Consider the following 13,016-nt stretch of genomic DNA (forward strand, 5'->3'; position numbering starts at 1 on the left):
TTTCGAAATAAAACACCTAAGCAGACAATTACCAGGCCGCGGTGATGTCTGCATGAGTACGAATCCAAGAGTGCATGGCAATACCCGCCGCTACCCCCGCATTTATCGAACGCGTCGATCCAAATTGGGCAATCGACACCGTCAGGTCCGCCGCCTGCTGTGCTTCTTCAGTCACTCCCGGCCCCTCCTGGCCGAAGAGCAAAAGACAACGCTCGGGCAACTCAACGGTTTCGATGGGTACGGAGCCCGGCACGTTGTCCACGGCCACCACAGCCAGGTCATGCTCGCGCGCCCAGCTAATGACCTCCGACACCGTCTCGTGGTGCAGCAAGTGCTGGTAGCGGTCAGTCACCATCGCGCCGCGACGATTCCAACGCTTGCGCCCCACGATGTGCACGGCCTCCACCAGGAAGGCATTTGCGGTGCGTACCACGGTGCCGATGTTGGAGTCATTCTCAAAATTCTCGATGGCGATGTGCAACGGATGACGACGCTTATCCAGCTCCGCGACGATAGCCTCCATCGTCCAGTAGCGGTAAGCATCGACGACGTTGCGTCGGTCGCCCTCATCCAAAAGCTGCTCATCGTATTCTGGGCCGGTCGGCCGAGGTTCGTTCGGGTGCTCCTGCTCCCACGGCCCCACCCCGACACGAGCCTCAAACCACTCCGTCGGCCCCTTCCCGGGCTCAGGCGCGGTCAAGAGCCAACAGCCCCTCGACCAGGAACAACTGCGCCACGGTGTAGGTGTCCATCACTGCCGCATTCAGAAGCTTGCCGACGACGCCCTCCTCCGCAAACATCTTTCGAGCCATCAGTAGCGTGTCGGAGATAAGGAACAGGTTGCCACCGTGACCTAGGCCGTAGGTGGCATCGGCAATCGGCAGGCCGGTCTGCTCATCAGTTCCGACAGCACCGGCCCCCTCCAGCAGTACCGGGTCATCGGCCAGTGCAGAAGTCACGGCCAGCAGCGGACCGTAGCCAACTGCAGCGGGCAGCGCCTCTGGCTTTACAGCACCGACCAGCGGTACCGAACCAGCCCACAGTGGGAAGCGAATGGCAGCACGCAGCGCGCTAATGCGAGCTCCGGCACGCCACAGCAGCACGTGGTAGGCAACCTGGTTAACTGCGAACGGCACAGAACCGCGGTTCAGGTTCGGCTTGTTCGGCATGAGAATCAAGTCGCCCAACCAACCGCCGGCGAGGCCGATGAGCAGGGTGGTCGTCGTAAAGCGAGACGTCTCGTGGCGACGGCGCCAAACATTGGCCGCCAACAGTGGCATGAGGACAGTCTTGGAAACTCGACGTGGAGTCTCCCAGCCGAAGGCGCTGGAGACAACGTTGACCGCACTGGCGGCAATGTAGCCGGCGCGTTCCGGGGCACGGCGGGTGTCGGAGCTCGCGCTGGCGATACCGACGAGTGCGCCGAGGCCCTCGCCCGTGCGACGCACAAACATGTCAGCGACGGTTTCCTTGGTGCCGGGAAGTTTGGTCGTAGTGAGCTTGGACAAGAGTCCTGCACGCTTGGTAGTCATGGGGATGTTCCTCTTTCGTGGGACTGCGTTGGGGCGGGTGAGCTGGGTGAGGCTCGGCGAGGCTCAGTGAGTTGAGTGAGGCTCGGTAAAAGCTCTAGCGCTCAGATTCTTAGGCCAGGCCCAAGTCATCCAAACCGAGCAGGTAACGGTACTCCAGGCCTTCACCCTTGATGACCTCGTCGGCGCCCGTCGCGCGGTCAACCACAGTGGCTACACCGACAACCTCGGCACCGGCCTCGCGTAGGGCAGCTACGGCGGTCAGCGGTGAGTTGCCCGTCGTGGTGGTGTCCTCAACGACCAGGACCTTCTTGCCCACAATGTCCGGCCCTTCAATGCGGCGCTGCATGCCGTGCTTCTTGGCTTCCTTGCGTACTACGAAGGCATCAATCGGACGTCCTTCGGCGTGCATGACAGAGGTGGCCACCGGGTCCGCGCCAAGCGTCAGACCACCGACGTGCGCGTAGTCCCAGTCGGAAGTGAGCTCTCGTAACAGGGAACCAATCAGGCGCGAGGCCTCATGATGTAGGGTGGCGCGGCGCAGGTCAACGTAGTAGTCAGCCTCACGTCCAGACGACAGCGTGACCTTGCCATGGACAACCGCCAGCTCCTTGACCAGCTCGGCCAAACGCTGCAGCTTCTCCTGATTGACATTGCTCGTGTGGGTGCTCATCTGAGGTTGTCTCCTAAATAAACGACTGTGTGCTCAAGGATATGTCTGGTTCTACTCGTCCGCGGAATCAGGGGTTGCGCCTTTGTCCTCGGATACAGATTCGGTGGGGTCGTCGCTGCTGTCGAGGTCTGGGGCGGCGTCGGTAAAAATACTGGCGGGCTTCACATTTGATCGCACTACACGTCCCCGGCTCGAGCGCATCCGGCTATGTTCGGGATCCTCGCCAAGCGCAGGAATCTGCTGGCCAGAATCCCCAATGTCCTCCGACTCACCAACATTTGCACCCATCTTTCGTGCCGTTGACCGCGAAGGCAGCGCCGTCGGATCAAGCGGTATATCCCGCGTAGGGCGCCACGACGAGCCGTCAATCGCCTGCACCACCGTGGGTTGTGCATTGCTTTGCGACGACCACTGCGAATCATCCGTGGTTGCATCCACGGTGGCAGCGGACGAGGACGAAGGAGAATCTGCGTAAACAATTTCCTCAACGTCCAGCGGCTCTTCGCCCTTGCTATTCTGCGCGCTGTGACTCTGGGCATGCCCGTTCTGTGAGCTGTGATTCTGCGATTCATGGTTAGCAGAACCGTTGCGACGCTGGTCTGGTACCGCGTGCAAGTGCCCACGCCCGGTTCCATCCGAGATCAAGGAACCAGAGTCAACGGACTGCTCGGTGAGCTGCAAACGAGTGGGATCCCACTGATTAGCGTCCGGAGCGACGGTTTCACCTTCCGCCGGTGGCAACCTGCGCGCAATGTCGGAGAAGTCCGACAGCGATGCCAGTGCACCGTCCCAGTCCTCTGGCACTGAATTATCAATCAACTGAGCCAAGGACCAGGAGTTTTCGGACCACATGCGGGTAATGGCCGGGTGCACGTCGGCAAGCATGCGGGTTGCACGGTCGTCGAAGATGCGATGAATGAGCTCTGGGTCGGTAGCTGCGACTACCAGGCCGGCTTCGGTGGCTACGTGAGGCAGCGTCGTGCCGCCGCTGCGGCGCAGCTCGAAAACCTCATCGCTGGATACAGAGCGGCGGATAGCGATGGTGGTGATGCCACCGACATCGGCGAGGTGCATTTCCCGGCCAAAGGCGAAACCGGAGACCACGGCCTTGGCATCGCCGTCCGGCGTGCGCTGCCAGTACGACGGCAGCTCATGGTCCACACGGTTGTAGACAGAATTACGTTCCTGCGCCCAGGCCTTCCGCAAGTGACGCACCCGGCGACCGCTGATACGTCGACGGACAGGAGCCACTGACTTCTGCTGGGCGCGCTGCGGTTGCGCGGGCTGGGTGGGCTCTGTGGGCTGGGCGGGTTGGGTGACCTGAGTGGCCTGGGCGTGCGCCGCAAAATCGGATGATTGCGGCACTTCGCCGGTCTCGGTATTTTCGACCGACGCAGCCTGGAATTCTGTACCGTCAACAGTTCCAGTGCGAGCGTCAGCAGCGGTGGTGCTGTTGGCCTCTGTGGCACTGGTGTCGCCCACTAAACCTGTCTCGGGCTCATCCACGGTATCAGTATCTTCAGCAGTCACTGACTCGGCTGGCTCCGCGCCAGCCCCTGTGCCAAACTCCGCGCCAGACTCCGCGTCACTTCGGAGAGTCCCGTCCGTTCCCGCATTCAGGTCAGCTGCTGGTCCCGATGTTTCGGAAGCTCCCGTGTTTTCTGTTGCTTCGGACATTTCAGCAGGGGCCGCCGGTTCGATTCCCGCGACAGATTCAGGCTCCGCCGGCATCATTTGCCCAGCTGAAGTACCCAGTTCTGTCGTCGAAAACTCAGTTTCAGGGTCAACTTCAGCGGCACCATCAGTCTCAGCGACAACCTCAGAGTCAGCGCCAGCTGCGACATTCGGTCTCACCACAGAAGCTGTCTCAGAGCTGCCCTGCTCTGAAGAATCCGGCTGTTCAGGCACAACATCTTCTGCCGCCACACCGGTTACTTCGCCGGTGGAGTCCGAAGGCTCGTCGTAAAGCGATGGCGACGAAGGAGACGCCACAGCAGTCTCACTTGTGCTGCGACGGCGGCGGTCGACAACGAACAGCGCGACTGCGGCGATGATGAGGATCGCTGCGAGGGTGAATACTAGGGGAATCATTAATCTCCTAGCTTAAGCCAGAAGCCGTTCTATTTGGTCAGCGACAATATGCCGTCCCCCGTCTGGCGCAATGCCAATGCCCGAGGCGAGAGCGTACAGGACTCTCTAGAACCGTAAGGGCGAGGGGAAATATCCACATGGACGACACATCAGGGGTTCCCTGGGGGCGGTCGCCCTGCCCCGGACACATGCGAGTCCGGCGCCGCTTAGAAACGGACGATAGGCAGGCTCGGATTGCCAGCCCACTGGGACCAGCCTCCGACATACAGCGAGGCGTCAGTAATGCCCGCTTCTTCCATGGCCTGAATGAACAGTGAGGAATGAAGACCGGAACCGGAGTAGACCGCTACATTACGACCGGCTTCGATACCGACGGAGGCAAAGCGCTCACGGAGCTGCTCAACAGGCAGGAAGGAGCCGTCGGCATTTTGCAGACTGCGAGCCGCCAGGTTCACGGCACCCGGGATGTGACCTGCCTGCAGATCGACGCGCTCACTGCGGCCTTCAAAGCGGCTGGACTCACGCGCATCCACCAAAATTCCACGTTCAGACCAGGTGCGTACGTCGTCGAGGCTGGCAACAGGCATATTGCCCTCGCTCACCGCAATCGTTCCAGGCTGCGGCAGATTGCCGGGACCGAAGGCAGTCTCGTTTCCATCTGCTTCCCAAGCAGCTAACCCGCCGGTGAGGACACGCACATTCTCCAGACCCGCCCAGCGCAGAATCCACCAAGCACGTGATGCGAACAGCCCATCGCCCGCGTCGTAGACGATCACCAGATGCTCCGAGCGGACTCCCCAACGACGGACGGCATCGCGCACACGCTCGATATCCGGCAGCGGGTTGCGACCAGCTTCTCGGCTGGGAACACCCGCTAGATCCAACTCGGGATCACAAAACACGGCCAGAGGGATGTGAGCCGTAGCGTAGGAGTCATATGGTTTTTTAGCGCGCGACCAGCGTGCGTCAACGACGACGATGCGACCGCCACCGGCAATCTTGTCACGAAGCTCTTGTACCGAGATGGATGTTGTCATAATCCCGGATTCTAAATCGATTGACTTGGTAGCGCGATATGTACGTTATTAAAACTAGGAGCTCGGGAAGATGTCTGAAGATGCTGCCCACCTGGCCGTTCTCATCTCAAACGCAGGCCATGGAATCGGCCGTGCCACCGCAGAAAAACTGCTTTCCCGCGGCTAAACCGTCGGAGTTGTTGACGTCTCTGCTCGAAAATGTCAGCACTGACGGCACCAAGCGCATGGGTATTCGCATCACACCAGCTGATGTCGCCAACACAATCGTCGACTGCATCGACCAGAAACAGGGCACGATTACTAAGGCTGACTTCCCCGTCAACCTGCCGACAAAATTGCTGCACTATGCCGCCAGCGTCGGTGCCCCTTTCCTCAACCGCTTCATTAACGCAAAGCTGACTACGAAACGGAAGATCAGCCTCTAAGCCAGGACCCCGCTCCCTACCCGACTACCCACCGGGATCCTGTCCCGTCTCACCATTGCCATCCGCTGTGTCCCCCGCCCGTTTCTCTCGCGCTTTACGACGCAACCAGCGCCCCGGGCTATCGAACGTATCGGGGTCCTCATTGGATTCCGCTTTTCGGTTTCCTTCCTTGCCTTTCGGGGCCACCCAGACCACACGATCAGTAGAGACCGGCTCGCACTCCCCACTAACCCCGTCCCCTTCGTCAGTTCCTAGAATCCCCGGCACCTCATCCGGCCGAAGCGTCCACCAAGCATTTTCATCACATCGAGCATCATCGATCTTTCGATGCGTACCCGGATCAACCAACGTGAGATTATCCAGATCAGTGCCACCACCGGAAGACCACGACTGCACATGGTGAACATCACACATAGCTCCCGGAGTGCCCATGCCCGGCGCGGAGGAACCTCCTTCCTCTCCAAGAAGGGCCAGATACTGTGGCAAAGTCCCCAGCCTGCGGGACCGACCAAAGTACAAGGTCTGCCCCTCATTCCCCAAGACTTGGAGGAACGAATTTCTATCAACCATCTGTTGCACGGCCTGACTAATGGAAATTCGCACTCCCGCATCAGAGACCGCTTTGCCCGATCCAGGAAGTACAAAATCTTTCCCATCAGGCAAGGAGACTCCAGCTAGCGCTGCCACATCTGCGATATGCGCGACGGTGACCACCGATGTCGTCCCCCGCGCCGGCTGAAGGTCACCGCCTGGTTGAAAGCCCCCATTCACCGCCGCTTCCACGGCATCATGAAAACGCTGCTCCGGATTCCGCTGGTCATCGGCACCTTCTTCGAGTAACCCGCCAGGGCGCGCATGATCCGCCTGCAGCCTTTTGAGCACCGCTGCAAACGAAGGCGTAACCACACCGCTCAACCGGCTCATGCCGTCCGGCCCCTGAGCACCGATTTTTAGGCTTCGTTTCCGAGCGCGGTCCTCATCCGTATACGGGTCATCAACCCCCAACATCGCCCGCAGGCGGTTCGGCAATTTATTGAGATCATCAACACGGATTTTGTCCACTAAATCTGCAATGTGCTTGTCCAGCAGCCTAGACAGCTGTGCATGCTCCGTTGCCGGCAGCTCACGAACGGCTTTGTCAATCTTCGAAACAGCATCCGCACCGACAACACCTTCCTCAACTTTCTGACGAAGGTTCGGCATTCGCACATCCTCATTCGCCGGAGCAAACGGATCAACATTCCTACTCAGGCGCCCGACGACGTTGATACGCTGCCTCGCTTCTACTCGCGAGATTCGCATCTCCTGCGCTAGCCACGCAATCTTTCGATGCTCCGCGCTGGGCATCCGCCCCTTCATGGTCTCCACATAAGTCGCATCAATTACTGCGAGTCGTTTTCGCGCTTTCTCAATCGACTTATATGCATCGTGCGCATGATCCGGTGAAAGTACTTCGAAGTTCTCCACGATGACTGTCGACAGAGCTTCAAACTGCGCAACCACATCTAAAACCTGAGATGTCGAAAGCGGTCCACTGCCGTTTGGCGCCGATGGTGTAGACATTTCTCCCACCCCCTTTTAAAACGCTAGCAATCCGAATCCCCAAATGGACTAACTAATTTCCCTCCCCCATATTATCGCACACCCATTCGGCACCCCACAACCCCCTAAGTCAACTTTTTCGAATCTTTTTCCGAAACACTGCCGTGCTTCCAGAGCTCGAATACCCCACCATCCGCCCTAAAAACCCGACCAACCCGCGCAGCCCCCCCCAAAAAAAACTGCACGCCGAAAGCCTAAAACCGCACCACCATCACATCGTGGTCCGGGAAGCTCGAGCGCCCCACTAGCTCAAACCCCGCCTTCACATAAGCTTTCGCCGCCCGCGGGTTGGCATCATGGACAGCCAGACTAACCCCCGGGTACCCCAGCTCACGCGCATACTCAAGAAGCCCCGCAATCATCGGCTGCGACAGCCTGCGTCCGACTACACCCGGACGCAGCGCAATCGCTACCTCAGGAATCCCATTTTCCACAAAACCGTACCCCGGATCGTCCTTCGTAAACGTACGCAGCCAGGCCGCCCCCACCGGCACTTCATAGCCCTCGCATTCTTCGCTTGACGACGAATCCCCGCGCTCCAACCATTCCGCCTTAATGGCGGCCGCACTGTAAGTAGCCTCGCGAGAAACCCTCGGTTCAAATGGGTCAGTGCGGGTCATGTCGCCACTGAGCGACTCGAGGTCAGCGTCGTCAAGCGAAGTGGCGAAAAGGATAACCCCGCCCTGACTCGCGTCCCACTGGTCGACGTATTGACGCCTCGTCACTACATAGTCTTCCGGCAGTGGCTGACTTTCATCTCCGAACGTTTCCGTTAGTTCGTCCATCCAGGCAATGAAGGGGCGGTCGGAGTCTGTCGCTGGTCGCCACTGAAAGTTAGTCATATTTGCGCACTATACCGGTGCACCCCAGGCCGACCGGAATGCAACAAGCCCACGCGATCGGCCGCAAGGAACATAAGCCCGGACAACAAAAGCACAAAAAAGGGGCAGTTCAGGAGAAAAATCTCCCAAACCGCCCCAACAAACGGACAGCCTGCTGAACAGGTATCGCCCTGAGGATTGGGCGCCCTAGACCCGGGCTACGCCGTCCTCGCCATAGCCGACAACCTTCAGCGACTCGCCATCGTCAGCAACCGTAACCTCTACACGGTCACCATCGCGAACATCGCCCGCGAGCAGTCGACGTGCCAGCTCATCGCCGATTGCCTTCTGCACCAGGCGACGCAGCGGACGGGCACCATAGGCCGGGTCGTAGCCGCGCTCCGACAGCCAATCCAGTGCCCCATCGGAGACATCCAGCACCAGACGACGTGCAGCCAGACGCTCCGCCAGGTTGCGAACCTGAATGTCCACAATGCCGCGCAGCTGCTCGGAGGTCAGCGGATCGAAGATCACTACATCGTCGAGACGGTTGATGAACTCCGGCTTGAAGGCCATCTTGACCGCATCCATGATCTGTTCATGCGTACCACCAGCGCCGAGGTTGGAGGTCAGAATCAGAATCGTGTTTCGGAAGTCCACGGTTCGACCCTGACCATCAGTCAGGCGCCCCTCATCGAGCACCTGCAGGAGCACATCGAACACGTCCGGGTGAGCCTTCTCCACCTCGTCGAAAAGCACGACGGTGTACGGACGGCGACGAACAGCCTCGGTGAGCTGACCGCCAGCGTCGTAGCCAACGTATCCGGGAGGGGCACCAATCAGACGAGCGACAGAGTGCTTCTCGCCGTACTCGGACATATCGATGCGAACCATCGCACGCTCATCGTCGAAGAGGAACTCCGCCAGCGCCTTGGCCAGCTCCGTCTTACCAACGCCAGTTGGACCGAGGAACAGGAAGGAACCAGTCGGACGGTTCGGATCGGCAACACCCGCACGCGAACGGCGGACAGCATCGGAGACAGCCTCCACAGCGGCATTCTGACCAACGACGCGACGGCCGAGGTTGAGCTCCATTTCCAGTAGCTTCTCGGTTTCGCCCTGCATCATCTTGCCAGCCGGGATACCCGTCCAGGCGGAGACAACCTCAGCGACTTCCTGAGGCGTGACCTCCTCCTTGAGCATGGAGTTTTCCTCTGCGTCAGCGACCGATTCCTCGGCGGCCTCCAGCTTCTTCTCCAACTCAGGAATGCGCCCGTAACGCAGCTCTGCGACGCGCCCGTAGTCACCTTCGCGCTCAGCCTTTTCGGACTCAGTGCGCAGGGCATCGAGCTCTTCGCGAACGGAGCGAACATCATCAATCGAGGACTTCTCGTTCTGCCAGCGAGTCTTCAGAGCGTTGAGCTTCTCGCGCTCATCTGCAAGTTCCTCACGGAGCTTGTCCAGACGCTCCTTCGACGCGATGTCAGTTTCCTTCTCCAGGGCCATTTCCTCGATTTCGAGGCGGCGCACAATACGTTCCGCGGAGTCGATTTCCTCCGGCGAGGAGTCAATCTCCATACGCAAACGCGATGCGGCCTCATCCACCAGGTCAATGGCCTTATCCGGCAGGAAGCGGGATGTGATGTAGCGATCCGACAGCGTTGCCGCAGCCACCAGCGCGGAATCCTGGATACGAACACCGTGGTGGACCTCGTAGCGTTCCTTCAGGCCACGCAGAATACCGATGGCGTCCTCAACGCTCGGCTCACCGACAAAGACCTGCTGGAAACGACGCTCCAGCGCAGCATCCTTCTCGATGTACTTGCGGTACTCATCCAAGGTCGTCGCACCGACCAGGCGGAGCTCACCACGAGCCAGCATCGGCTTAATCATGTTGCCCGCATCCATCGAGCCATCACCCGTGGCGCCAGCGCCAACGATGGTGTGAATCTCATCGATGAAGGTAATAATCTGACCGTCGGATTCCTTAATCTCGTCCAGAACCGCCTTCAGGCGCTCCTCGAACTCACCGCGGTACTTCGCACCGGCGACCATGGAGCCTAGATCCAGGCTCATCAGCGTCTTGCCCTTCAGAGATTCCGGCACATCACCCGCAACAATGCGTCGCGCCAGCCCCTCGACAATGGCCGTCTTACCAACGCCCGGCTCACCAATGAGCACAGGATTGTTCTTGGTGCGACGACTTAGGACCTGAACCACGCGACGAATCTCCGCATCGCGGCCGATAACAGGGTCAATCTTGCCCTCACGCGCCCGCGCGGTTAAGTCCGTCGCATACTTTTCCAGAGCCTGGTACTGCTCTTCTGGATTTTCCGTTGTAACCTTCCTCGATCCACGCACGCTAGTCAGCGCGCCCTTTAATGCCTCGGCAGTAGCGCCCGCCGACTGCAGCACAGTTGCCGCCTCCGACTGGCCAGTTGCTACACCGATAAGCAGAATTTCCGTGGAGACATACTCGTCTCCAAGCTCGCCCGCCAGCTCCTCGGCAGCGTTCAGTGCATTAACGGCATCCCTATTAAACTGCGGGTTCGCCATATTCGCCCCGCTTGCCGACGGGTACCCCGCGACCAGCTCCTTAGCGCGGGTCAAAACCCCGGAAGGATTAACACCCGCTGCCTCAAGCAGCGGAGCCGCAATACCCTCCTTTTGCTCCAGCAGCGCTACCAGAATGTGCCCAGGCCGAATATCCGGGTTACCCGCGCTGGTCGCGGCCTTCATAGCTTCCTGGAGAACTTCTCCAGTCTTAGTTGTTGGTGTAAAACTCATAACTTGCGCCCCTTTGACTCAACTTTGTCATTCACTACCCATAACGTATTCAGCCTTGAGTCTGTTCCACTCAACTTCAAATTTTACAATTTCATACTGTGATTCACGCCACATCCACAGCGAAAAGGATTGCGCTCGGCAGCGTCGTTAAGCGCAGTAGCGCACCGGAAAGCACTAGAAAACATTGGAGAGCTCCAGAAACCACGTGCGGACGCACTCCGACACACCGTCCGACGCCCTCACCAGCGCACTCCCGCCTGATTCGACTTCCCCCATGTGAGTGATGGGCGGGCAGCGCACTCATACTGTTTTGGTTACCCTGGTAGATGACATTCCTTCATTCTCACGAAAGGACTCGAATGAACATCGAGCAGGCACGTCAGATGACTGAGGGCAAGGGCTTCATCGCCGCTCTCGACCAGTCCGGTGGATCTACCCCGAAGGCTCTGCGCCTGTACGGCATCAACGAGGATCAGTACTCGAACGAAGATGAAATGTTCGACCTGGTTCACGAGATGCGTACCCGCATCATCACTTCCCCGTCCTTCAACTCTGAGCAGATTATTGGCGCGATTCTCTTCGAGCAGACCATGGATCGCGACATTGAGGGAATCCCGACCGCTCAGTACCTGTGGGAAAAGAAGGGCATCGTCCCGTTCCTGAAGACCGACAAGGGCCTGGCAGACAAGGAAAACGGCGTTCAGCTTATGAAGCCGTGCCCGGGCCTGGATGAGCTGCTGGAGCGTGGTGTCGCTAAGGGCATTTTCGGCACCAAGATGCGTTCCTTTATTGCTGAGGCAAACGAAGAGGGCATCAAGGCCAACATTGCTCAGCAGTTCGAGTTCGGCAAGCAGGTTCTGTCCCACGGTCTGGTTCCGATTCTGGAGCCGGAGGTCGACATCAACGCTGCCGACAAGGCAGAGGCTGAGGACATCGTCCTGCGCGAGCTGCTCGCCGGCCTGGATGACCTGGCTGATGACCAGAAGGTTATGATCAAGGTTTCCATCCCGACCAAGGACGACCTGTACAAGCCACTGATTGAGCACCCGAAGGTCATGCGCGTCGTTGCCCTGTCCGGTGGCTACGAGCGCGAGGACGCCAACGAGCGCCTGTCCCGCAACCACGGCATGATTGCTTCCTTCTCCCGTGCACTGTCTGAGGGCCTGTCCGCTCAGCAGTCCGATGAAGAGTTCAACGCAACCATGGCTGAGTCCGTCAAGGGCATCTACGAGGCTTCGATTTCCTAATCGTCCGCTGTGCATTTGCGCTTCGCTGTGCATCTGCGCTTGTGGGCGCCTCTAGGTAGCCGCTAGCGCAACTAAAAACTCCCGCACCAGGTTTTCTTGGTGCGGGAGTTTTTTTAATCGCGCCCCTGGTAGTCAAACACCGGCAGCGACCAGCCACGCCACAGCGCCGCTAGTCGAATGAACAGCGCCGACAGTACAGCGCAGATAATGTTGATGCTCTCGTGCAGGCCAACCATGTCGAGCACGTAGTAAAGCGTCGCCGCGACGACTGCGATGGAGGCATAGAGCTCCTTTTGGAACACCAGTGGGACGCGGTCACACATCAGGTCGCGGAGCACACCTCCAAACGCACCGGTAAGAACGGCGCCGACAATAGCGATGATGACACCATGCCCCATCTCCATGGCCACGCGGGCACCAATGATGGAAAACGCCGACAAACCGATCGCGTCAGCGACCAAGAACACGACTCGGAAGTGCTTCATCAGGAAGTCGGCCAACAGCACCGTGATCAGTGCCGCACCGACGATAACCAGCAAATATTGTGGGCTTGCAACCCACACCAACGGATAGTGGCCGAGAATGACATCGCGCAGGGTACCACCGCCGATAGCAGTCATGCACGCAATTGTTGAAACCCCAAAGAGATCCATGCGCATTCGACCGGCCGCTAGTGCGCCGGTGACGCCTTCGGCCGTAATTCCAATGACCCAGAGGATGTGGAGCAGCATGATAAGAAATATAAAGGACTTCGCCCGAATCGGTAGAACTATAGGCTAATATCCCGCAATCTTCGCTCCCCCA

Annotated in this window: 11 protein-coding genes; 2 read left to right on the forward strand and 9 right to left on the reverse strand. The window is 59.0% G+C overall.

Annotation, left to right across the window (positions count from 1 at the left end; all coding sequences use genetic code 11):
* Window positions 1-28: 28 nt before the first annotated feature.
* The 5 genes from HMPREF3042_RS03970 to HMPREF3042_RS03990 form a co-directional block, all read right to left on the reverse strand.
* A complete protein-coding gene (locus HMPREF3042_RS03970) occupies window positions 29-700 on the reverse strand; it encodes a TrmH family RNA methyltransferase (protein WP_038626765.1) in 672 nt (223 codons plus the stop codon).
* Window positions 687-1,532, reverse strand: a complete 846-nt coding sequence (locus HMPREF3042_RS03975) for a lysoplasmalogenase family protein (protein ID WP_070628460.1) — start codon at window positions 1,530-1,532, stop codon at window positions 687-689. The genes HMPREF3042_RS03970 and HMPREF3042_RS03975 overlap by 14 nt, the downstream gene beginning before the upstream one ends.
* A 109-nt stretch (window positions 1,533-1,641) precedes the next feature.
* Window positions 1,642-2,202 carry an orotate phosphoribosyltransferase gene (gene pyrE / locus HMPREF3042_RS03980; RefSeq protein WP_070628459.1) on the reverse strand — a complete coding sequence of 187 codons (561 nt, stop codon included), beginning with the start codon at window positions 2,200-2,202 and terminating at the stop codon, window positions 1,642-1,644.
* 51 nt (window positions 2,203-2,253) lie between these two features.
* Window positions 2,254-4,293 (reverse strand): type III secretion system chaperone family protein, encoded by a 2,040-nt coding sequence (locus HMPREF3042_RS03985; RefSeq protein WP_070856116.1) that lies wholly within the window; start codon window positions 4,291-4,293, stop codon window positions 2,254-2,256.
* A 206-nt stretch (window positions 4,294-4,499) separates the two neighbouring features.
* On the reverse strand, window positions 4,500-5,330 hold the full coding sequence (locus HMPREF3042_RS03990) for a sulfurtransferase (protein ID WP_070628457.1): 831 nt from the start codon (window positions 5,328-5,330) through the stop codon (window positions 4,500-4,502).
* Between the two features lie 179 nt (window positions 5,331-5,509).
* On the opposite strand from HMPREF3042_RS03990, the gene HMPREF3042_RS03995 reads away from it, so the two are divergent.
* On the forward strand, window positions 5,510-5,755 hold the full coding sequence (locus HMPREF3042_RS03995) for an SDR family oxidoreductase (protein WP_187269930.1): 246 nt from the start codon (window positions 5,510-5,512) through the stop codon (window positions 5,753-5,755).
* 24 nt (window positions 5,756-5,779) lie between these two features.
* Here HMPREF3042_RS03995 and HMPREF3042_RS04000 read toward each other — a convergent pair whose 3' ends face one another.
* From HMPREF3042_RS04000 to clpB, 3 genes are all read right to left on the reverse strand, one after another.
* Window positions 5,780-7,318, reverse strand: coding sequence for an HNH endonuclease signature motif containing protein (locus tag HMPREF3042_RS04000; protein WP_070856117.1), 1,539 nt, complete (start codon window positions 7,316-7,318; stop codon window positions 5,780-5,782).
* A 233-nt stretch (window positions 7,319-7,551) separates the two neighbouring features.
* On the reverse strand, window positions 7,552-8,199 hold the full coding sequence (locus HMPREF3042_RS04005) for a GNAT family N-acetyltransferase (protein WP_070429392.1): 648 nt from the start codon (window positions 8,197-8,199) through the stop codon (window positions 7,552-7,554).
* A gap of 186 nt (window positions 8,200-8,385) precedes the next feature.
* Complete coding sequence (clpB, locus tag HMPREF3042_RS04010; RefSeq protein WP_070429393.1) at window positions 8,386-10,965, reverse strand: ATP-dependent chaperone ClpB; 2,580 nt, start codon at window positions 10,963-10,965, stop codon at window positions 8,386-8,388.
* Window positions 10,966-11,324: 359 nt separating this feature from the next.
* Here clpB and HMPREF3042_RS04015 point away from each other — a divergent pair, with 359 nt between their 5' ends.
* On the forward strand, window positions 11,325-12,212 hold the full coding sequence (locus HMPREF3042_RS04015; RefSeq protein ID WP_070429394.1) for a fructose bisphosphate aldolase: 888 nt from the start codon (window positions 11,325-11,327) through the stop codon (window positions 12,210-12,212).
* Window positions 12,213-12,325: 113 nt separating this feature from the next.
* On the opposite strand, the gene HMPREF3042_RS04020 is transcribed toward HMPREF3042_RS04015, so the two are convergent.
* A complete protein-coding gene (locus HMPREF3042_RS04020; protein ID WP_038626783.1) occupies window positions 12,326-12,943 on the reverse strand; it encodes a trimeric intracellular cation channel family protein in 618 nt (205 codons plus the stop codon).
* Window positions 12,944-13,016: the final 73 nt, after the last annotated feature.

Source organism: Corynebacterium sp. HMSC074C05 (assembly GCF_001838325.1).
Taxonomy (GTDB): Bacteria; Actinomycetota; Actinomycetes; order Mycobacteriales; family Mycobacteriaceae; genus Corynebacterium; species Corynebacterium amycolatum.

Bases quoted from the DNA above. Each gene is read 5' to 3' on its own strand.
- clpB (WP_070429393.1), bottom strand. From the start codon at position 10,965: ATGAGTTTTACACCAACAACTAAGACTGGAGAAGTTCTCCAGGAAGCT.
- HMPREF3042_RS04015 (WP_070429394.1), top strand. From the start codon at position 11,325: ATGAACATCGAGCAGGCACGTCAGATGACTGAGGGCAAGGGCTTCATC.
- HMPREF3042_RS04005 (WP_070429392.1), bottom strand. From the start codon at position 8,199: ATGACTAACTTTCAGTGGCGACCAGCGACAGACTCCGACCGCCCCTTC.
- HMPREF3042_RS03990 (WP_070628457.1), bottom strand. From the start codon at position 5,330: ATGACAACATCCATCTCGGTACAAGAGCTTCGTGACAAGATTGCCGGT.
- HMPREF3042_RS04000 (WP_070856117.1), bottom strand. From the start codon at position 7,318: ATGTCTACACCATCGGCGCCAAACGGCAGTGGACCGCTTTCGACATCT.
- pyrE (WP_070628459.1), bottom strand. From the start codon at position 2,202: ATGAGCACCCACACGAGCAATGTCAATCAGGAGAAGCTGCAGCGTTTG.
- HMPREF3042_RS04020 (WP_038626783.1), bottom strand. From the start codon at position 12,943: ATGCTGCTCCACATCCTCTGGGTCATTGGAATTACGGCCGAAGGCGTC.
- HMPREF3042_RS03975 (WP_070628460.1), bottom strand. From the start codon at position 1,532: ATGACTACCAAGCGTGCAGGACTCTTGTCCAAGCTCACTACGACCAAA.
- HMPREF3042_RS03985 (WP_070856116.1), bottom strand. From the start codon at position 4,293: ATGATTCCCCTAGTATTCACCCTCGCAGCGATCCTCATCATCGCCGCA.